The 20,560-nt window shown below is 70.2% G+C and carries 21 protein-coding genes and 1 pseudogene; 17 read left to right on the plus strand and 5 right to left on the minus strand.

Features of this window, described 5'->3' with window-relative positions; all coding sequences use genetic code 11:
• The first annotated feature begins 2 nt into the window (after positions 1-2).
• Positions 3-686, plus strand: a complete 684-nt coding sequence (locus DK459_RS07110; protein ID WP_053514658.1) for a GntR family transcriptional regulator — start codon at positions 3-5, stop codon at positions 684-686.
• A 19-nt stretch (positions 687-705) separates the two neighbouring features.
• On the opposite strand, the gene DK459_RS07115 is transcribed toward DK459_RS07110, so the two are convergent.
• Positions 706-1,614 (minus strand): LysR family transcriptional regulator, encoded by a 909-nt coding sequence (locus DK459_RS07115; protein WP_110134615.1) that lies wholly within the window; start codon positions 1,612-1,614, stop codon positions 706-708.
• 173 nt (positions 1,615-1,787) lie between these two features.
• Here DK459_RS07115 and DK459_RS07120 point away from each other — a divergent pair, with 173 nt between their 5' ends.
• From DK459_RS07120 to ccmI, 16 genes are all read left to right on the plus strand, one after another.
• On the plus strand, positions 1,788-2,750 hold the full coding sequence (locus DK459_RS07120) for a 3-hydroxyacyl-CoA dehydrogenase family protein (RefSeq protein ID WP_006384995.1): 963 nt from the start codon (positions 1,788-1,790) through the stop codon (positions 2,748-2,750).
• Positions 2,747-3,601, plus strand: a complete 855-nt coding sequence (locus DK459_RS07125; protein WP_006384994.1) for a 3-keto-5-aminohexanoate cleavage protein — start codon at positions 2,747-2,749, stop codon at positions 3,599-3,601. Before DK459_RS07120 ends, DK459_RS07125 begins: the two co-directional genes overlap by 4 nt.
• A gap of 310 nt (positions 3,602-3,911) precedes the next feature.
• The gene (napE, locus tag DK459_RS07130) at positions 3,912-4,070 is read left to right on the plus strand and encodes a periplasmic nitrate reductase, NapE protein (protein WP_006384993.1); all 159 of its coding nucleotides are present in this window, start codon (positions 3,912-3,914) and stop codon (positions 4,068-4,070) included.
• Between the two features lie 23 nt (positions 4,071-4,093).
• Positions 4,094-4,411 carry a chaperone NapD gene (locus DK459_RS07135; RefSeq protein WP_006384992.1) on the plus strand — a complete coding sequence of 106 codons (318 nt, stop codon included), beginning with the start codon at positions 4,094-4,096 and terminating at the stop codon, positions 4,409-4,411.
• Positions 4,395-6,890, plus strand: coding sequence for a periplasmic nitrate reductase subunit alpha (napA, locus tag DK459_RS07140; RefSeq protein ID WP_024068527.1), 2,496 nt, complete (start codon positions 4,395-4,397; stop codon positions 6,888-6,890). Before DK459_RS07135 ends, napA begins: the two co-directional genes overlap by 17 nt.
• A 16-nt stretch (positions 6,891-6,906) precedes the next feature.
• On the plus strand, positions 6,907-7,383 hold the full coding sequence (locus tag DK459_RS07145) for a nitrate reductase cytochrome c-type subunit (RefSeq protein ID WP_006384990.1): 477 nt from the start codon (positions 6,907-6,909) through the stop codon (positions 7,381-7,383).
• A 16-nt stretch (positions 7,384-7,399) separates the two neighbouring features.
• Entirely contained in the window at positions 7,400-8,032 is a 633-nt protein-coding gene (locus DK459_RS07150) for a cytochrome c3 family protein (protein ID WP_006384989.1), read from the plus strand.
• A complete protein-coding gene (ccmA, locus tag DK459_RS07155) occupies positions 8,019-8,735 on the plus strand; it encodes a heme ABC exporter ATP-binding protein CcmA (RefSeq protein WP_020927184.1) in 717 nt (238 codons plus the stop codon). The genes DK459_RS07150 and ccmA overlap by 14 nt, the downstream gene beginning before the upstream one ends.
• Entirely contained in the window at positions 8,701-9,366 is a 666-nt protein-coding gene (ccmB, locus tag DK459_RS07160; protein WP_006394227.1) for a heme exporter protein CcmB, read from the plus strand. The genes ccmA and ccmB overlap by 35 nt, the downstream gene beginning before the upstream one ends.
• A gap of 12 nt (positions 9,367-9,378) precedes the next feature.
• The gene (gene ccmC, locus DK459_RS07165; RefSeq protein ID WP_024068525.1) at positions 9,379-10,152 is read left to right on the plus strand and encodes a heme ABC transporter permease CcmC; all 774 of its coding nucleotides are present in this window, start codon (positions 9,379-9,381) and stop codon (positions 10,150-10,152) included.
• The gene (gene ccmD / locus DK459_RS07170; protein ID WP_020927183.1) at positions 10,149-10,310 is read left to right on the plus strand and encodes a heme exporter protein CcmD; all 162 of its coding nucleotides are present in this window, start codon (positions 10,149-10,151) and stop codon (positions 10,308-10,310) included. The genes ccmC and ccmD overlap by 4 nt, the downstream gene beginning before the upstream one ends.
• Positions 10,307-10,762, plus strand: coding sequence for a cytochrome c maturation protein CcmE (gene ccmE / locus DK459_RS07175; protein WP_024068524.1), 456 nt, complete (start codon positions 10,307-10,309; stop codon positions 10,760-10,762). Before ccmD ends, ccmE begins: the two co-directional genes overlap by 4 nt.
• Positions 10,759-12,762, plus strand: coding sequence for a heme lyase CcmF/NrfE family subunit (locus DK459_RS07180; protein ID WP_024068523.1), 2,004 nt, complete (start codon positions 10,759-10,761; stop codon positions 12,760-12,762). Before ccmE ends, DK459_RS07180 begins: the two co-directional genes overlap by 4 nt.
• Position 12,763: 1 nt before the next feature.
• Complete coding sequence (locus DK459_RS07185) at positions 12,764-13,285, plus strand: DsbE family thiol:disulfide interchange protein (protein WP_024068522.1); 522 nt, start codon at positions 12,764-12,766, stop codon at positions 13,283-13,285.
• 95 nt (positions 13,286-13,380) lie between these two features.
• Positions 13,381-13,842, plus strand: coding sequence for a cytochrome c-type biogenesis protein (locus tag DK459_RS07190; protein WP_162270069.1), 462 nt, complete (start codon positions 13,381-13,383; stop codon positions 13,840-13,842).
• Complete coding sequence (gene ccmI, locus DK459_RS07195; protein ID WP_110134581.1) at positions 13,839-15,176, plus strand: c-type cytochrome biogenesis protein CcmI; 1,338 nt, start codon at positions 13,839-13,841, stop codon at positions 15,174-15,176. Before DK459_RS07190 ends, ccmI begins: the two co-directional genes overlap by 4 nt.
• A 59-nt stretch (positions 15,177-15,235) precedes the next feature.
• Here the strand turns inward: ccmI and DK459_RS07200 are convergent, their stop codons facing one another.
• The 4 genes and pseudogenes from DK459_RS07200 to DK459_RS30940 form a co-directional block, all read right to left on the minus strand.
• Positions 15,236-18,421: a tetrathionate reductase subunit A gene (locus tag DK459_RS07200; RefSeq protein WP_110134582.1), complete on the minus strand. Its 3,186-nt coding sequence runs from the start codon at positions 18,419-18,421 to the stop codon at positions 15,236-15,238.
• Positions 18,422-18,458: 37 nt separating this feature from the next.
• Positions 18,459-19,493, minus strand: coding sequence for an NrfD/PsrC family molybdoenzyme membrane anchor subunit (gene nrfD / locus DK459_RS07205; protein ID WP_024068518.1), 1,035 nt, complete (start codon positions 19,491-19,493; stop codon positions 18,459-18,461).
• A gap of 13 nt (positions 19,494-19,506) precedes the next feature.
• Positions 19,507-20,274, minus strand: coding sequence for a sulfate reduction electron transfer complex DsrMKJOP subunit DsrO (gene dsrO / locus DK459_RS07210; RefSeq protein ID WP_006384797.1), 768 nt, complete (start codon positions 20,272-20,274; stop codon positions 19,507-19,509).
• A 103-nt stretch (positions 20,275-20,377) separates the two neighbouring features.
• Positions 20,378-20,560: pseudogene (locus tag DK459_RS30940) on the minus strand (molecular chaperone TorD); the annotation flags it as partial.

Here is a 20,560-nt window from a genome sequence, read left to right on the forward strand (position 1 = left end):
CCATGAATGCCATCACCCCCGCCGCCCTCGAACCGCAAGCGCCCGACGCCCTGGCGGCGGCGGTCGCCGCGATCGAGGAAGACATCGTCTTCGGCCGGCTGCATCCGCGCGAGCGGCTGACCGAGGACGAGTTGATGGCGCGCTTCGACATGAAGCGCCACGCGGTGCGCCAGGTGCTGGTGGAGTTGGAACTGCTGGGCGTGGTTGAGCGCAAGCGCAACGTCGGCGCGGTGGTGCGGGCCTTCTCGGCGCGCGAGGTGATGGAGCTGTACGCGCTGCGTGAGGTGCTGGAGGTGCACGCCGCCAGCCTGATGCCGCTGCCGGTGCCGCCCGCGCGGCTGGCGGCGTTGACGGCGGTGCAGCGCGAGCACGACGCCGCCGTGGCCGATGGCGACGCGCGCCGCGTGTTCCGCAGCAACCAGCGCTTTCACCGCGAGTTGTTCGGGCTGCTGGACAACGCGGTGCTGGGCCAGGCCATCGAGGAATACGCGCGCCGCACCCATCCGATCCGCTTCGGTTCGCTGGCGGCCGCCAATTACCGCGAACGCGCCCGCCAGGAACACTGGGCCATGATCCACGCCCTGCGCGACGGCGACCGCGCCGCGCTGATGACGCTGTGCCGCGAGCACCTGCTGCCCTCGCGCGACGCCTACCTGGCGTCGGAACAGGCGCGCCGCGGCGCCTGACACCATACCCGCCGCGACCTCACCGCGCCTGTTCAGCCAGATACTGCCGCAGCATCGCCACCAGCGCCGCGGCCGCCGGCGGCAGGCTGCGGTTGCGCGCCGTCACCAACCCGATCGAGCGTTCGGCCACGGGGCCGGTCAGCGGCCGCTGCACGATGCCGTTCTGCGCCACCGCGCCGGCCGCGATTTCCGGCAATGCCGCCACCCCGAAACCGCACTCCACCATCGCCACGATGGTGGTCAGGTGTTCGGCCTCGAAGGCCGGCGTGAAGCGGATGCGGTTCTGCAGGAAGGCCCATTCGGTGTACTGGCGCACGCTGCTCGGATGCACCATCGACACGTGCGCCGCGCCGGCCGTGTCGGCCCAGCGCAGCGGCCCCGTGGATCGCGCCAGCGGATGCGCCTCGGGGATCAGCAGCAGGAAGCTGTCGGACATCAGCGGCTGGTAATGCAGGTCGGCGTGCTGCGGATCGGCGGCGGTCAGCGCGAAGTCCACGTCGCCGGCGCGCACCAGGTCGAAGGCCGGCCCCGACAGCGTGTCGCGCACCTTCAGCGCCACCTGCGGATGCGCCTGGCGGTAGGCCATCAACACCCGCGGCAACAGGCGCGCGGCCAGCGACGGCAGCGCCGCCACCGACACCTGGCCGTGCTCGGCGCTGGCGATGCCGCTGACCGCGGCAATGGCGTCGCGGAAGGCTACCTGCAGGGCGGCGGCCTGCTGCATGAAGACCTCGCCCGCCGCCGTCAGCCGCACGGTGCGGGTGGTGCGGTCGAACAGCCGCACGCCCAGCGCCTCCTCGATGCGCTGGATCTGCGTGGACAGGGCCGACTGCGACAGGTGCAACTGCGCCGCCGCCTGGCGGAAGTTGAGGGTGCGGCCCAGCACCAGGGTGGTGTCGATGTCGCGCATCGAAAGATTGATTTGCATGCCGTCCTGCGCCTGGCTCATTGATCCGAATTGTCGATCATTCTATCCAAAAAATCTGATTCATCAATCAAACAAGCTTCTCTACACTCGGCGCCCAATACAGTCATGCGCGCCGACACAAGCGCGGGCACAGACGAGAGATGCAACAGCGGGTTCAGAACAAGGAGCAAACCATGCAGACGGACGCGAAGGCCCTGCCCAATCCGGGCGCGGCGCATGCGGTGGTGGTGGGCGGCGGCACCATGGGCGCCGACGTGGCGGTGGTGCTGACGCGCGCCGCCTGCCGCACGACGGTGATCGAGCCGGACGCGGCGCGCGCGGCCGCATTGCCGGCGCGGGTGGCCGACAATCTCAAGACCATCGGCCGCGAGGCCCAGGTGGCGCAACTGGCCACGGCCGCCAGCCTGGACCAGGTGGACTGGGCCAGCGTCGATCTGGTGATCGAATGCGTGCCGGAACGGCTGGACATCAAGCAGGCGCTGTTCGCCGAGCTGGTGCGCCGCGCGCGGCCCGACGCCATCCTGGCGAGCAACAGTTCCAGTTTCCCGATCAGCGCCATCGGCCAGGGGCTGGCCACGCGCGAGCGCATGCTGGGCCTGCACTTCTTCATGCCGGCGCACCTGGTGCCGCTGGTCGAGGTGGTGATGGCCGAGACCAGCGACGAGGCCCGCGCCGACGCGCTGATCGCCTTCATGCGCCGCTGCGGCAGCGTGCCGGTGAAGGTGCGGCAGGACCTGCCGGGTTTCCTGGCCAACCGCCTGCAGCACGCGCTGTCGCGCGAGGCCTTCAACCTGATCGACCGCGGCATCGCCTCGCCCGAGGACGTGGACGCGGCGGTGCGCTTCGGTTTCGGTTTCCGCTTCCTGGCGGCCGGGCCGGTGATGCAGCGCGACCACGCCGGCATCGACGTGCACGCGGCGGCGGGCGCGACCATGTACCCGACGTTCTGCAATGACGACCATCCGGCGCGCTGCCTGACCGAGCGCGCCGCCGACGGCCGCCACGGCATGAAGGCGGGCGAAGGTTTCTATGCCTGGACGCCGGAGACCATCGCCGCCGAGCGCGCGCGCTATGACCGGCTGCTGCGCGCGGGCCTGGACCTGATCGCGCCGGAACTGCCGGAGATCCAGCCGTGAGCGCCGTCCAGTTCCCCCGCCCCGCCCTGGCCGAGTCGCCCGTCATCGTGACGGTGGCGCCCAACGGCGCCTACAAGAAGGCCGCCGACCATCCGGCGGTGCCGCTGACGGCCGAGGCCCTGGCCCAGGAAGCCCGCGCCTGCCTGGACGCGGGCGCGGCAATGATGCACATGCACGTGCGCAAGCCGGACGGCAGCCATCTGCTGGACGCGCAGGCCTACCGCGATGCGCTGGCGGCGGTGCGCCGCGCGGTCGGCGACGAGCTGCTGGTGCAGGTGACGAGCGAGGCGGCCGGCGTGTACAAGGCGGCCGAGCAGATGGCCCTGGTGCGCGAGCTGCAGCCGGAAGCGGTGTCGATCGGCCTGCGCGAGATCGCCGTGCCGGAGATTCCGGAAGACGAGCTGGCGGCGTTCCTGGCCTGGGTGGCAGAGCGGCGCATCATGACGCAGATCATTCTGTACGACGAGGGCGATGTGCGGCGCTGGCTGTCGCTGCGCGCGCGGGGGCTGGTGCCGCCGGGCGCGTGGTCGGTGCTGTTCGTGCTGGGGCGCTACAGCGTGGGACAGACGTCGTCGGCCTATGACCTGCTGCCGTTCCTGGCGGCCTACGATCATTCGCTGCCGTGGGCGGTGTGCGCGTTCGGGGCGCAGGAGAATGCCTGCGTGACGACGGCAGCGGCGTTCGGGGGGCATATGCGAGTGGGGTTCGAGAATAATCTGAAGCTGCGGGATGGTTCGGTGGCTTCGGGAAATGGCGAGTTGGTGCGGCAGGCGGTGGAAGGGGCGATTGCTTTGGGGCGGCCGGTGGCGGATGCCGCCGAGGCGCGGCGGATCTATGGGGCGATTGGTTAGCGGTTGATTGATACGGCCTGTATTTGATTGCTGGCCATGGACATCTTGCTTGGGCCGCCCTGCGCGGCCTGCATGGACATACGCGATCCGTTCGCGGTCGCGGGTCCCGGGGGCTGGGTTCGCGTTCAGTCGCTTATTGAGTGGGGATGAGTGGGGAGTGCGCTGTTCCTCTCGTTATATATATCAGCACATAATGCCACCGCGAATTATTGCGCTGTGGTGCAACATTGACGCGTCTGAAACGCATCTGCTAAAAACTTCGACATCCGCACGTTAAACGCAATACCCCGACTGTCTGGTGAGGTGGTGTGTGTCAAACGAGTCTGATGGCTACACTAAGCCGCAGGAACTGCGAAGTTTTCTGTTCCTGACGGCGGTCATGGCCCCCGTTCTTACGGTGATCATCGTCGCGGGCTACGGTTTCATGGTTTGGTTCTATCAGTTGTTTGCCGGTCCGCCGGGCAGCTGATGCGTACCGACGGAACCGACCCCATGTCCGCGCATCCTTCCCCGGCCGCCGCGCCGGCTTCCCCCGAATTGCATATCGCCAGCCTGGTCGTGCATGCCACGCCGCGGCGGCTGGACGAGGTGCGCCTTGCGGTGCTCGCGATCGCGGGCGCCGAGATCCATGGCGCGTCCGAGACGGGCAAGCTGGTGGTGACGCTGGAAGCCCCCTCCACTGACGACATGATGGCGCGGATCTCGCAGATCCAGCGACTGGATGGCGTGCTGGCGTCGGCGCTGGTGTACCAGCACGCCGACACGCTGGCCGCGATGAACGAGGAGATCGACGATGGCAATGGCCCGTAGGGATTTCATCAAGCAGTCCGCCGCCGCCGCGGCCGCCACGGTGGCGGGGATTCCGGTGGTGGGCTACACGCAGAACATCGTGACCGAGTCGGAGGCGGCCAAGCTCAAGTGGTCCAAGGCGCCCTGTAGGTTCTGCGGGACCGGTTGCGGCGTGAACGTCGCGGTCAAGGACAACCAGGTGGTGGCCACGCATGGCGACTTCAATGCCGAGGTCAACAAGGGGCTGAACTGCGTCAAGGGCTATTTCCTGTCCAAGATCATGTACGGCAACGACCGGCTGACGCAGCCGCTGCTGCGCATGAAGGACGGCAAGTACGCCAAGGATGGCGAGTTCGCGCCGGTGTCGTGGGACCAGGCCTTCGACGTGATGGCCGAGCAGTTCAAGCGCGTGCTCAAGGACAAGGGGCCGGAGGGCGTCGGCATGTTCGGCTCGGGCCAGTGGACGGTGTGGGAAGGCTATGCCGCGCTCAAGCTGATGAAGGCGGGGTTCCGCTCCAACAACCTGGACCCGAACGCGCGCCACTGCATGGCGTCGGCGGCGGTGGGGTTCATGCGGACCTTCGGCGCCGACGAGCCGATGGGCTGTTATGACGATATCGAGAACGCCGACGTGTTCGTCCTGTGGGGCTCGAACATGGCGGAGATGCATCCGATCCTGTGGACCCGCGTCACCGACCGGCGGCTGTCGGCGCCCAAGACCAAGGTGGCGGTGCTGTCGACCTTCGAGCACCGCTCCTACGAGCTGGCCGACCTGACGCTGACCTTCACGCCGCAGACCGACCTGGCGATCCTGAACTACATCGCCAACCACATCATCCAGACCAAGCGCGTGAACCGCGAGTTCGTCGACAAGCACACGGTGTTCCGCGAGGGCAATACCGATATCGGCTACGGGCTGCGGCCCGACCATCCGCTGCAGAAGGCGGCCAAGAACGCCAACGACGCGGGCGGCTCCAAGCCGATGACGTTCGACGAGTTCGCCAAGTTCGTGTCGCGCTACGACCTGGACTACACCGCCAAGCTGACGGGCGTGCCGAAGAAGTCGCTGCAGGACCTGGCCGAAATGTACGCCGACCCCAAGCTGCGGGTGACGTCGTTCTGGACCATGGGCTTTAACCAGCACACGCGCGGGGTGTGGGCCAACAACATGGTCTACAACATCCACCTGCTGACCGGCAAGATCTCGACGCCGGGCAACAGCCCGTTCTCGCTGACCGGCCAGCCCTCGGCCTGTGGCACGGCGCGCGAGGTTGGCACGTTCTCGCATCGGCTGCCGGCCGACCTGGTGGTGACCAATCCCAAGCACCGCGCCCACGCCGAGGAAATCTGGCAGTTGCCGGCCGGCACCATCCCGGAGAAGGTCGGGGCGCACGCGGTGCTGCAGAACCGCATGCTGAAAGACGGCAAGATCAACGCCTACTGGGTGATGGTCAACAACAACATGCAGGCGGCCGCCAACCTGATGAACGAGGGGCTGCCGGGCTACCGCAATCCGGACAACTTCATTGTCGTGTCCGACGCCTACCCGACCGTCACCACCATCTCGGCCGACCTGATCCTGCCGGCCGCCATGTGGGTGGAGAAGGAAGGCGCCTACGGCAACGCCGAGCGCCGCACGCAGTTCTGGCACCAGTTGGTCAACGCGCCGGGCCAGGCGCGTTCCGACCTGTGGCAGCTGATGGAGTTTTCCAAGCGCTTCAAGGTCGAGGAAGTCTGGCCGGCCGACCTGCTGGCCAAGAAACCCGAATACCGCGACAAGACCCTGTTCGACGTGCTGTTCGCCAACGGCAAGGTCAACCGCTATCCCAACACCGAGCGCGACAAGGACTACGCCAACCAGGAGGCCGATGCCTTCGGCTTCTATGCGCAGAAGGGGCTGTTCGAGGAATATGCCGAATTCGGCCGCGGCCACGGCCACGACCTGGCGCCCTTCGACACCTACCACGAGGTGCGCGGATTGCGCTGGCCGGTGGTCAAGGGCAAGGAAACGCTGTGGCGCTACCGCGAGGGCAGCGATCCGTACGTCAAGCCGGGCGCCGGCTTCGAGTTCTACGGCAACCCGGACGGCCGCGCCATCATCTATGCCCTGCCCTACGAGCCGCCCCCCGAATCGCCGGACAAGGAATATCCGTTCTGGCTGTCGACCGGACGGGTGCTGGAACACTGGCACTCCGGCTCGATGACGCGGCGGGTGCCCGAGCTGTACCGGGCCTTTCCCAACGCGGTCTGTTTCATGCACCCGGACGACGCGCAGGCCATGGGCCTGCGGCGCGGGGTCGAGGTCGAGATCATCTCGCGGCGCGGCAAGATGCGCACCCGGCTGGAAACGCGCGGGCGCGACAAGCCGCCGCGCGGCCTGGTGTTCGTGCCGTGGTTCGATGCCGGCCAGCTGATCAACAAGGTCACGCTGGACGCCACCGACCCGATCTCGTTCCAGACCGACTTCAAGAAGTGCGCGGTCAAGATCGTCAAGGTCTGACGCACCGGAGACAGCCATGAATCGACGCGCCCTCGCTTTCGTATTGTGCGCAGCCTGTAGCATCGCGGCCTGGGCCGCGCCGCCGTTCGAGGTACAGGACCCGATGCGCGGCCCCACGCCCATCGCCGACGAGACCGACCCGCCGCTGATCAGCCCGATCGAGAACAAGGACATCAAGCGGATGCGCACCTATTCGATGCAACCGCCCACCATCCCGCACAGCATCGACGGCTACCAGATCGACAAGAACTTCAACCGCTGCCTGGCCTGCCACGCCCGCGTCAACACCGAGGAGACCCAGGCGCCGCCGCTGAGCGTGACCCACTACATGGATCGCGACAGCAACGTGCTGGCCGAGGTGTCGCCGCGGCGCTACTTCTGCGTGCAGTGCCACGTGCCGCAGGCCGAGGCCAAACCGCTGGTGTCCAACACCTACCAGGACATCGACGTGATCCTCAAGCGCCTGACCGCCCCGGCGTCCGACAAGAAGTAAGGCACGGGGAACCGCCATGGTCAAACTCATCAAGCGCTACTGGAACATCATCCGCCGGCCCAGCGTGCACTTCAGCCTGGGTTTCCTGACGGTGGGCGGCTTCATCGGCGGCATCCTGTTCTGGGGCGCCTTCAACACCGCCATGGAATTCACCAACACCGAGAAGTTCTGCACCGGCTGCCACGAGATGCGCGACAACGTCTACGCCGAACTCAAGGGCACCATCCACTTCACCAACCGCTCGGGCGTGCGCGCCCTGTGTTCCGACTGCCACGTGCCGCACAACTGGACCGACAAGATCGCCCGCAAGATGCAAGCGTCCAAGGAGGTCTGGGGCAAGATCTTCGGCACCATCGACACGCGCGAGAAATTCGTCGACAAGCGGCTGGAGCTGGCCAGGCACGAATGGGCCCGCTTCAAGGCCAACGATTCGCTGGAATGCCGCAACTGCCACAACTACGACTACATGGATTTCACGCGCCAGAGCGTGCGCGCCCAGAACATGCATTCGACCTACCTGGCCGACAAGAGCAAGACCTGCATCGACTGCCACAAGGGCATCGCCCACAAGTTGCCCAACATTCCGCCCGGCGAACTGTCGTCGGTGCCCGGCCTGAACGGAACGGAAAGCCCGCATGCGGCCCGCTGATCCACCCTTCGCCGCCCTGGCCGGCGCCGGGACGGACAGCGCCAACGCCGCGGCGGACGCCGGCCTGCGCGCGTTCGGCCTGGTCGGCCGGCGCGGCGCGGCGGCCCCCATCGACCTGGCGCTGGCTCCCGGCCAGCTGCTGCGGGTGCGCGGCGCCAACGGCAGCGGCAAGACCAGCCTGTTGCGCATGCTGGCCGGCCTGCTGCGGCCGCTGGCGGGCGGCGTGCAATGGCGCGGCCGCGACATCCGCCGCGATCCGGCCGCCTACTATGCGCAGATGGCGTTCCTGTCGCACGGCAACGGGCTGTGCGGCGAACTGAGCGCGGCCGACAACCTGCGCTATGCGCTGGCGATCGCCGGCGCGCCCGCGGTCGACGCCGGCCCGGCGCTGCGCGCCTGGCGCCTGCAGGCCTGCGCCGACCAGCCGGCGGCGCGCCTGTCGCAAGGCCAGGGCCGACGGCTGGCGCTGGCCGCCACGGTGCTGGCGCGCAAGCCGCTGTGGCTGCTGGACGAGCCCGACGCGGGGCTGGACGCCGCCAGCCTCGCGCTGCTGGACCAGGCGCTGGCCGCGCACCTGGCCGGCGGCGGCCTGGCCGTGGTGGCCTCGCACCGCCCCCCGGACCTGGCCTTGGCCGACACGCAAACCCTGGACATGGACGACTACGCCGATGCTGGCAACGCTGTGGCAGTTGGCGCGCCGTGAACTGCGGCTGGCCTGGAGGCGGCCGGCGGAAACGCTGGGCGCGACGCTGTTCTTCGTGGTGGCGGGTTCGCTGTTCCCGCTGGCCATCGGCCCCGACCCGGCGCTGCTGGCGGCCATCGGCCCGGGCGTGCTGTGGGTCTGCGCCCTGCTCGGCATCCTGCTGACGCTGCAACGCCCCTTCGCCCAGGACTACGACAACGGCGCGCTGGAGCAGCTGCTGGTGTCGCCGCACCCCCTGCCCGTGCTGGTGGCCACCAAGCTGGCCGCGCACTGGTTCAGCAGCTGCCTGCCGCTGATCCTGGCCAGCCCGGTGCTGGCGCTGCAGTTCGGCCTGACGCCGGGCGCCATCGGCGTGCTGGCGTTGTCGCTGCTGCTGGGCACGCCGACGCTGGCGCTGGTCGGCGGGCTGGGCGCGGCGCTGACGCTGGGCCTGCGCGGCGGCGCGCTGCTGCCGCTGCTGGTGCTGCCGCTGTACGTGCCGGTGCTGATTTTCGGCAGCGGCGCGGTGGCGGCCGTCCACGCCGGCCTGGGCGCCGGTCCGCAATTGTCGTTGCTGGGCGCCGGCCTGTGCCTGGCGCTGCTGCTGTGCCCGTGGAGCGCCTCGGCCGCGCTGCGCGTGGCGTTGGACTGAGGACCGGCCATCATGCATTCGCCCCCGCATCTCACCCTGCTGCCGACCCCGCCCGCGCGTCCCGGCTGGCTGCGCTACGCCGCGCCGCAGCGCTTCTATCCTCTGGCCGGCAGGCTGATCCCGTGGCTGGGGCTGGCCGCGGCGCTGTTCGCCGCCGCCGGCCTCTACGTGGGCCTGGTCAAGGCCCCGGTCGACAGCCAGCAGGGCGAGGTCTACCGCATCCTCTTCATCCACGTGGCGGCGGCCTGGATGTCGATGTTCCTGTACCTGGTGATGGCGCTGTACGCCGCGCTCGGCCTGATCCTGCAGACGCGGCTGTCGTTCATGATGATGCGGGCGCTGGCGCCCACCGGTGCCCTGTTCACGTTCCTGACGCTGTGGACCGGCGCGCTGTGGGGCAAGCCGACCTGGGGCGCCTGGTGGGTGTGGGACGCGCGCCTGACCTCGGAACTGATCCTGCTGTTCCTGTACCTGGGCTTCATGGCGCTGCAGGCGGCCAGCGACGATCCGCGCCGCGGCGACCGCGGCGGCGCCATCCTGCTGCTGGCCGGCGTGGTCAACGTGCCCATCATCTATTTCTCGGTGCGCTGGTGGAGCACGCTGCACCAGGGCGCCTCGATCAACCTGACCACCGCCCCCAGCATGGCCCGCGTCATGCTGGCGGCCATGCTGCTGATGGTGGCGGCGTTCTGGCTGTACAGCGCGGCCGCGTCGCTGGCGCGGGTGCGCGGCATCATCGCCGAACGCGAGCCGGCCTCGGCCGAACCGCCCCGGGAGCGCCGATGAGCTGGGACGCGCTGTTCTCGTTGCAGGGCCATGGCCCCTACCTGCTGGGCGCCTACGGCGTCACACTCGCCCTGATTGCCTGGGAAGCCGGCACGCTGTGGCGCCGGGCGCGGGCGCGCCGCCGCGCCGCCCGCCTGCGCGCCGGGGACGGCCGATGAGCCCGCGCCGGCGCCGCGTGCTGGCGCTGCTGGGCGGCCTGGGCCTGCTGGCCGCGGCCGTCGCGCTGGTGCTCAATGCGCTGCAATCGAACCTGGTGTTCTTCTTCACGCCAACCCAGGTGGCGGCGCGCGAGGCGCCCGCCAGCGGCAGTTTCCGCGTCGGCGGACTGGTGCAGGAAGGCTCGGTTCAACGCGATGGCCTGCGGCTGCGCTTCATCGTCACCGACACCGCGCACGCGGTTCCCGTCACCTACCAGGGCCTGCTGCCCGACCTGTTCCGCGAGGGCAAGGGCGTGGTGGCCGCCGGCAAGCTCGACGCCGACGGCGTGCTCCATGCATCGGAGGTGCTGGCCAAACACGACGAGAACTACATGCCGCCCGAGGCCGCCGACGCGCTCAAGCGGGCCGCCGCTGGCGCCACCAGCAACACGGCGCGGGCGGACGCGCGATGATCCCGGAGATCGGCCTTTTCAGCCTGATCCTGGCGCTGCTGGCGGCGCTGGTGCAAGGCACGCTGCCGCTGGTCGGCGCCGCCACGGCCTGGCGGCCGGGCATGGCGGTGGCGCGGCCGGCGGCCGTGGCGCAGTTCGGCCTGGCCACCGTGGCCATGGGCTGCCTGGCCTGGTCGTTCCTGCAAAACGACTATTCGGTGCTGTACGTGGCGGCCAACTCGCACGCCGACCTGCCCGCCGCCTACCGCTTCGCTGCTGTCTGGGGCGGCCACGAAGGCTCGCTGCTGCTGTGGCTGTACCTGCTCAGCGCCTGGACCCTGGCGGTGGCGCTGCGCAGCGCGCGCCTGCCGCCGGCCTTCGTCGCCCGGGTGCTGGCGGTGATGGGCTGGATCAGCGCCGGCTTCCTGCTGTTCCTGCTGTTCCTGTCCAATCCCTTCGAACGCCTGATGCCGCCGGCCATGGCCGGCCGTGATCTCAACCCGCTGCTGCAGGACCCGGGCATGATCGTGCACCCGCCCATGCTGTACATGGGCTATGTCGGCTTCTCGGTGGCGTTCGCCTTCGCCATCGCGGCGCTGCTGTCGGGCGAGCTGGACGCCCTGTGGGCGCGCTGGGTGCGGCCGTGGACGCTGGCGGCCTGGACCTTCCTGACCATCGGCATCCTGCTCGGCAGCGCCTGGGCCTACTACGTGCTGGGCTGGGGCGGCTGGTGGTTCTGGGACCCGGTCGAGAACGCCTCCTTCATGCCGTGGCTGGCGGGCACCGCGCTGATCCATTCGCTCATCGTCACCGAGCGGCGCGGCGCCTTCCGCAGCTGGACGGTGCTGCTGGCCATCTGCGCGTTCTCGCTCAGCCTGCTGGGTACCTTCCTGGTGCGCTCCGGCGTGCTGACCTCGGTGCACGCCTTCGCGGTCGATCCGGGCCGCGGCCTGTACATCCTGGGTTTCATGACCCTGGTGGTCGGCGGCTCGCTCGCGCTGTACGCCTGGCGCGCGCCCAAGGTCGGCCTGGGCGGCGGTTTCGCCCTGCTGTCGCGCGAATCGCTGCTGCTGGCCAACAACGTGGTGCTGACCGTGGCGGCCGCCTCGGTGCTGCTGGGCACGCTGTATCCAGTGGTGCTGGACGTGCTGGACTGGGGCAAGATCTCGATCGGCCCGCCCTACTTCGAGGCCGTGTTCGTGCCGCTGATGACGCCGGCCATCTTCCTGATGGGCGTCGGCCCGGTGGCGCGCTGGAAGCAGGCCAAGGTGCCCGAGCTGGGCCGGCGCCTGGGCATCGCGTTCGCGGTCAGCGTGGCCACGGCGGTGCTGCTGCCGCTGGCCATGCCCGGCCCGGCGCGGCTGGGCTCGCCGCTGGTGGTCCTGGGCCTGTGGCTGGCGGCCTGGTCGGTCGCCAGCGCGGCGGCGCACGCCTGGCAGCGCCTGACCGACGGCGACGGCCACTGGCCGCGGCGGCTGGCGCGCCAGCCGCGCGCCTGGTACGGCATGCTGCTGGCCCACGCCGGCATCGGCGTCTTCATCGCCGGCGCCACCCTGGCCAACGGCTACGAGGTCAAGCAGGAACTGCGGCTGGAGCTGGGCGCCGAGCAGGAGGCTGGCGGCTACCGCTTCACCTTCACCGCGCTGGCGCCCGCCAGCGGCCCCAACTACAGCGCGCAGCGCGCCGAGTTCCGCGTCACCCGCGCCGACGGCCAGCCCGTGACCACGCTGTACCCGGAAAAGCGCCACTACACGGTGCAGGACATGCCGCTGAGCCAGGCCGCGATCGACAGCGGTTTCTCCCGCGACCTGTTCGTGGCGCTGGGCGAACCGGCCGGCGCCACGGCCTGGACGGTGCGCATCCAGGTCAAGCCGTTCATGGCGTGGATCTGGTCGGGCTGCCTGCTGATGGCGCTCGGCGGCCTGCTGGCGGCGGGCGACAGGCGCTACCGCCAGGAAACGGTGCGCGCGCCCCATCCCCGCGCCGGCGCCATGCCGGCCGCCTCGCGCGAGGGCTACTGACATGCTGCGCTACCTGGTGCCGCTCGCCGTCTTCCTGGCCATGGCCGTCTTCCTGGCCATGGGCCTGTCGCGCGATCCGCGCGCCGTGCCCTCGGCCATGATCGACAAGCCCGCTCCCGCCATCGGCCTGCCGCTGCTGCAGGCGCCGGGCGAGCGGCTGGAGGTGCAATCGATGCGCGGCAAGGTCTGGCTGCTGAACGTGTGGGCCTCGTGGTGCGCGCCGTGCCGCGAGGAATTGCCGGTGCTGCGGGAAGTTGCGCAGCGCCACGGCGTGCCGCTGTACGGCCTGAACTACAAGGACAAGCCGGAAGACGCGCGTGCCTGGCTGGCACGCCATGGCAATCCGTACCAGGCCTCCGCCAGCGACGTCGACGGCCGCGTCGGCATCGAATACGGTGTGTACGGCGTGCCCGAGACCTTCGTCATCGATGGCGCCGGCCGTATCCGCTACCGGCAACTGGGCCTGATCACGCCGGAGATCTGGCGCACGCGGTTGCAACCGATGATCGAGGCGCTGCAATGAGGCAGCGGCCAACCCCTCGCGCTGGCGCCTGGCGCCCGCCTCGATCTCCCGGCAAGACCGGCGGCCGGGCCGCGGGACGCCCTGGCCGCCGCCCGTTGCGCTGGTTGGCCGCGCCCTTGCTGGCGCTGTGGCTGGCGGCGTGGCTGGCCGCGCCGGTCCAGGCCCAGTCGCCGTTTCCCCCGCTGCCACCCGCGCTGGAGCAACGCGCCGAACGACTGGCGCACGGCCTGCGCTGCCTGGTGTGCCAGAACCAGTCGCTGGCCGAATCCAACGCGCCGCTGGCGCACGACATGCGCAACCTGATCCGCAGCCAGCTGGCCGAAGGCCGCAGCGACGCCCAGATCATGCGTTTCTTCGAAGACCGCTACGGCGATTTCGTGCGCTACGAGCCGCCCTTCAAGCCGATCACCTGGCTGCTGTGGCTCGGCCCGTTCGCGCTGCTGGCGCTGGGCTTCGCGGTGCTGTGGCGCACCGTGGCGCGACGGCCCCGCAGCCGCGCGCCGCTGACCGCCGATGAACGCGCCCGCGCGGCCCGCTACCTGGATACCGGATCATGACGCCGCTCTGGCTTGCCGTGCTGGGCTTGCTGCTGGCCACCCTGCTGTGCCTGGTGCCGCCGCTGTTGCGGCGCCCGCCACCGACGCGCGACGACGCGGCCGACAGCGGCCTGCGCGCCTTCTATCTGGCGCAGCGCGAACAATTGCGGCGCGACCAGCGCGACGGCGCCCTGAGCGCCGAGGCGGCCATGCGCGCCGACGAGGAACTGCAACGCGACCTGCTGCAGGACCTGGCCCAACGCCACCCCGGCCGCGCGGCGGTCGGCGGCCAACGCGCCGGCATCGCCGCCGCCTGCCTGCTGAGCCTGGCGCTGCCGCTGGCGGCGGCCCTGCTCTACAACCACCTGGGCAACCCGCGCGCCGCCGCCAGCGCCGCCACGGCCGTCACCGCCGAACCCCATGCCGGCGACGACGGCGACACCATGGCGCTGGCCATCAACGCGCTGGCCCAGCGCCTGCGCGCCACGCCCGACGACGCCGACGGCTGGTACACGCTGGCGCGCTCCTACGAAACGCTGGGCCGCTACGGCGACGCGGCCGCCGCCTATCGCGAAGTGCTGCGGCTGGTCCCGGCGCAGCCGCAGGTGCTGGCCGACCTGGCGGACGCGCTGCTATCGGCCAACCAGGGCGCGCCGGACGCCGCCTCGATCGCGGCGGTGGCGCAGGCGCTGGCCGCCAATCCGGACCAGCCCAAGGCCCTGGCGCTGGCCGGCATGATGGCCCTGCGCCGTGGCGACGCCGCCCAGGCGCTGGAATACTGGCAACGCCTGCAGGCGCTGCTGCCGCCGGACTCCGAAGCCGCGCGCCAGATCGAATCCAATATCGCGCAGGCGCGCGCGGTCGCATCGGCAAGCGGCGCGCCGCCTGCGACGCCAGGCCGGATGCCCGGCCAGATGCCAGCCCAAACCCAGGCAGCGGCAATGGCAGCCGCGCAGTCCTCGCCTCCTCAAACGTCCGCCGTCAAGCCGCCCGCGAGCCTGGCCGCCGCCCCGGGCAGCGTCAGCGGCCAGGCGCGCATCGCGCCCGCCTTGATGGCCCAGGTGCAAGCGACCGACACCGTCTTCATCCTGGCGCGCCCCGCCTCGGGGTCGCGCATGCCACTGGCCGTGTTGCGGCTGCGCGCCGCCGATCTGCCGCGCGCCTTCACGCTCGACGACAGCAATGCCATGTCGCCGCAGGCGCTGCTGTCCAGCGCCGGCCGCGTGCGCGTCGAGATCCGCGTCAGCCGCTCGGGCACGGCGATGCCGCAGCCCGGCGACCTGGGCGGCACGCCGGTGGCAACCGACGTGCCGGCCGGCGGGCTGGAACTGGTGGCCGACACCGTGCTGCGCTAGCGCGCCGGGGCCGCTCGCCGCCGCCAGCGGCGGCGTCGTCCCGGCATCACCGCGCGGCCTCAGGCCCGCTCGATGCGCGCCGGCAACCCTTGCCGCACCGCCGCGCCCGAGACCCAGTCGATCCAGACGTTGGCATGATCGCCGCGCGTCGCGTCGCCGAAGCCCAGGTCGTTCAGGTTCACGCCCGCCGCCAGCGCCGGATCGTGCGGCATCGGCTTGCCATCGACCAGGTGGGCGCGCGCGCCCAGTTCGGTGTGGCCATAGCCGTGCTCGATGCCGACCGCGCCCGGCTGGATGCCGTCGCGCAGCAGCGCCAGGCCGGTCACCGCGCCGCCCGGCGTGACGATGCGCACCCGATCGCCGTTGCGCAGGCCCAGCCGCTCGCCGTCCTGCCGATTGATCGACACCGGATTGTGCGGATGCACCTGGCGCAGCCGGTCCACGCCGATCGACATCGAACTCATCAGGTTGGACTTGAACGAACTCAACAGGAACGGCCAGTCCGCCCGCGGATACTGCTGGCGCACGTCGCGTCCGTCGGCCAGCCGCGCCGGATACCAGGTGGGGCAGCCGCTGTAGCGCTCGCCCGTCATGGCATGGCGGAACCCGGCCAATTCCTCGCTCCACACCTGCAAGGGCTTGGCCCAGGCCTGGCGGGTCTGGCCGGCATCGGTCCAGGCGTCGCGCACGCGATCGAAACGTCCGCCGCGGCTCATCACCATGGCCACGCGGCGCCACTCCTCGGGCTTGAGCTTGCCTTGCAGCGCATCGCGGTAGCGCGCCACGCCGGTCAGCTCAAGATCGTCGTCGCTGGCCTCGGGCACCGGCCGCCCGGCGCCGAAGGCGATGTTGGCGATGCCGCGCAGGAAGAAATCCTCGGCCGTGTCCAGCGGATAGCGGTTGCCGTCCGCATCGGCGATGGCGTTGGCGCCGAAGCCCGGCATGCCGATGCGCTTGGCGCAGGCGATCAGGAACGACTCCAGGCACACCGGGGCGCCGTCGGCGGTGCGCGCCACGCGGGGTTCGACCGCCGGCCAGCGCACCGTCGACGCCTTGGCCACCACGTCGGCCCACGGCGCCGACACGCCCCAGCTTTCGTAGGTGACGGTGTCGGGAACGATGTAGTCGGCCAGCGCGTTGGTCTCGTTGATGAACGGATTGATCGACACCGCCAGCGGCAGGATCTTCGGGTCCTTCAGCTTGTCCAGCAGCACGTTCCTGAACCCGGCAATGCCGTAGATCGGGTTGCTCATGTGGTTGAACCAGACCTTGGCGCGATACGGATAGCCCGCCAGCGCCGACGCCAGCATCTCGGAGCTCAGGCCGCCCGTGGCCGGATACCAGGGTGCGGCGGCCGGATAGACCGGCTGGCCGGCGGCCTGCTTGCGCTTGAACTCGCTCGACTTCTCGTACGGAAAGCGGTTGCGCGACAGGGCCACGCCCTTGGGCGTGGCGCGGTTGACGAAGCCCGCGATGTTGTAGCGCGGCCCGGCGCCGTAGGGCGGGAACGGGCCGGCGTCCAGCACCAGGCCGCCCTCGACGTTGAGGTTGCCCACCAGCGTGTTGAGCATGGCGATGGCGTAGGCGGTGTAGAAGCCCGCGCCGCTCATGGTGCCGCCATGCGCATCCGCCACCGCGCGCTTGCCGTGGCTGGTGAAGCGCTCGGCCAGTTCGGCGATCTTGGCCGCCGGCACGCCGCACAGGGCGGCGTATTCGTCCAGCGACTTGCGATGCGCCTCCTGGCGCAGCAGCGACAGCGCGCTGCACACGCGCAGCGCGGCCGGCGCGACCCCCAGGCCCGGCGCCGCCACCGCCTCGTCCACGAACAGCGTGGCAGGCATGGCGCCGGTATGCGGCGCCAGCGTGCCGTCCTCCAGGCGCACCACGTACACGTCTTCCCACTTTTCACCGGCATCGGCCGGCTTGGCCCAGCCCAGGTCGGCGCCGCGCAGGAAACTGCCCTGGCGCGGATGGCCGGGCTCGGCGATCACCAGGTGCGTGGCGTTGGTCCATGCCGCCTCGCCCGCCGCCTTCATGGCCGCCGGGCCGGGCTGCGCCAGCGCGCGCGCGTCGAAGCGCTCGTGGTCCAGGATCCAGCGGATCAGGCCCATCGCCAGCGCCAGGTCGCTGGCCGGATTGACCGGCACCCATTCATTGCCCGAGCCGGCCGACAGGCTGGAGGACGCGGGCAGCATCGGCGACACCACCACATAGGTGAAGCCGGCCTCCTCGGGCCGGGTGCGGGCCTCGGCCAGCTGGCGCGCCTGGCGCTGGAACGGGTTGCCGGCCTGCGCCGGCGCCGCGCCGATGAACAGGCCGAAGCGGGCGTTGTCCCAATCCGGCTTGCCGTGCGGCATGCCCTTCAGGTCGCCCAGCGCCGCGCCCGCGCCGACGCGGAAGCTCTGCCCGCAATAGGAACCATGGTTGCTGAAATTGACGGTGCCGAACGACTGGCCGGCAAAGCGCTGGATGAGCGGCGTGCGGCCTTCGTTGGAGGCATCGGTGAACAGGAACTGGTTGACCTTGGCGCCGTACTCCGGATTGGCCGGATCCAGCGGCGTGTCGCGGTCGAAGATGGCGCGCAGGCCATCGACGTGGCCCTCGCCGAACAGGTCGCCGCCTTCGCACACCTCCTGCACCAACTGCTCGAAGGAAATCGTCTGCCACTTGCCTTCGCCGCGGCCGCCGACGCGCTTGAGCGGCTGGAGCACGCGGTACGGGCTGTGCATCTGCTCCAGCATGGCCGAACCGCGCGCACAGGACGTGGCGCGGCCTTCCAGGCCGTTGTCGCCGCCCAGTTGCGCGTAGGTCTCGCGCACCGGCGCGTCCATCGCGGCCGGGCGCGTGGTGGCCAGCGGGTGATACGGGTTGCCGGCCACCCGCAGGATGCGGTTGGCCTTGGTATCGACGCGCAGCCGCACGCCGCACTGCGTCCAGCAGCCCAGGCAGCTGGAGGGGCTGACGGTCTGGCCCGGCTGGGTCGACAGCAGGCCCGTGACCGGGTCGATGCGGAATTCGGGCGTCAGCGAATTGCCGCGCACCGCATGCGCGGTGGGCACGCCGGCGGTGCCCTGCGCCAGGCCCTTGACGGCCTTGGCGACGGTCTCGCCGTAGCCGGCCGCGAAGGCGGCCATGCCGCCGGCGACCACGCCGCCGCGCGCGATCAGCTTGCGGCGCGCGGCGTTGTCGGGTTGATCGGGCCCGTCGGCATGGGCGGGGATATCGTCTTGGTGAGGCTTGTCCATGGTCATCTCGATGCGAATTCTTGTCGGGCCGGCGGCATCAGGCCGCCAGGCCGCGGGTGCGGGCCGGGAACAGTTCCAGCGCATAGGTCACGGCGGCCACCAGCGCGACGCACAGGCCCAGCACGCCGATCATGCCGAGCAGACCGTCGCTGCCCCAGGGCATGTCGTACAGGTACAGGCCGGCGCCGTACTTGGGCACGCCCTGCACGCTCATGAACACGACCCAGCGGAAGATCCACGCAGCCGCCAGCATGGTCAGCGCCAGCGCGGCCGACGGCAACGGCGCCGCCAGGGTGCGCGGCGCGCGCTGCAGCAGCGCGATCATGCAGAACGCGGTGGCCACGGCGCCGGCCAGGCTGGCGCGCCACACGGGGAACTCGCCGAACAGCCGCAACGCCGCGTCGAACGAGGCATCCACGCCCAGCAGTCCCAGCAGGATCCAGGCGCCCGCGCCGATGGCCATCATCACCACCGACGTCACGCCGAGGCGGCGCAGCAGCTCGACGGGCAAGGCCGCCATGCCGCCGGGCAGCCAGCGCCCCACCAGGAACATCGCCCCCAGCGCGCCCAGCCAGGCGGTCAGCGCGAAGTTCAGCGGCAGGAACGGCGTGTGCCACAGCGGACGGGCGCGCAGCACCATGACCTCGGCCCCGGTGTAGACCAGGATCGACACGGCCGACAGCGCCAACGCCAGCGCCAGCAGGCGCACCCAGACCATGCGCCCCCACCACCAGGCGGCGCAGAACAGCACGGCCAGCCCGGTGAAGACCGGCAGCAGCAGCGCCCCCAGCCACATCCACGACCACGGCGTGAGCCGGGTATAGAAGTGCCAGAAGCGGCCCGGCTGGTGCAGGTCGGCCAGCAGCGAGACCGGCGCGGCAATGGCGCACACCAGCAGCACGGTCACGGCGGCCGGCAGCAACCGGCGGGCCGGCGATCCCGCCTCGCCAAAGGCGGCGCCGGCGGCCGTCAGCGCGGCGGTGGCGGCGATGCCGATAAGAAAGAAATACTGCACCGCCCAGGGCAGCCAGGCGGCGTCGTAGACCGGGGTCAACAATTCGGTGATCTGCATGAGGCTCCCCTTCTCAATGGCCGCCGGCCAGGCGCACGCCGGCCTGGCCGTCGATGTGGTGCACGAAGGCATCGGGCAGGCCGATGTAATAGACGTGGGGATCGGTCTTCATCTCGGGCTTGAGCACCTTGATGTCGGCGCGATGCTCGGCCATCAGCCGCGAGATCGCGCTGTCGGGGTCGTTCAGGTCGCCGATGATGCGCGCGCCGCCCACGCAGCTTTCGACACAGGCCGGCAGCAGGCCGGCTTCGAGCCGGTGCTCGCAGAAGGTGCACTTGTCGGCGGTCTGGGTGTCGTGATTGATGAAACGGGCGTCGTACGGACAGGCCTGCACGCAATAGCCGCAGCCGACGCAGCGCTCGTTGTCGACCAGCACGATGCCGTCCTCGCGCTGGAAGGTGGCCTGCACCGGGCAGACGGGCACACAGGGCGGGTTGTCGCAGTGGTTGCACAGGCGCGGCAGCATCACCATGGCGCAGGGGCTGCCGTTGTCGGGCTGGACTTCGTATTGCAGGACGGTGGTGCGGAACTGGCCGACGGGCGGCAGGTTTTCCAGCGAACAGCTGACCGTACAGGACTGGCAGCCGATGCATTTGCGCAGGTCGACCAACATGCCGTAGCGCTTGCCGGGAATGCCGGGACGACGGGGAGGTTGCTGGTTGATGCCGGTGCCGGCTTCGGCACGGATGGGGATGATGGTGGCCGCGGCGCTCAGGCCGAGCAGGTTCTTCAGGAAACCGCGTTTGCCCGGAAGGGGGACTTCGGGTGGGGGGTGAGGCACAGACTTCTCCGCGAATTATGTCGTTGTGCCATTAACTTATCGCTTTTGGTTATATAGAGAGTTGATGCCGATCAATAGGGGACGGGTTTATTTAAGACCTTTCTTACCCCCCTGCCTCGAAAGACCGCAGGTAGTCCCGATCCAGGTGAAGAAACGCGACCAGCAGCCCCGCGACCGCCGGATAGAAGCGGAACGCCAGGGTGTCCACGCCGTCCACCAGGGCCTGCCAGTGCGCGACCCAGGGCATCAGCGCGGCGTCCAGATAGGCCGCCTGCTCCCCCGCGCA

The sequence above is a fragment of the Achromobacter sp. RW408 genome, from assembly GCF_003184165.1.
GTDB classification, from domain to species: domain Bacteria; phylum Pseudomonadota; class Gammaproteobacteria; order Burkholderiales; family Burkholderiaceae_B; genus Achromobacter; species Achromobacter xylosoxidans.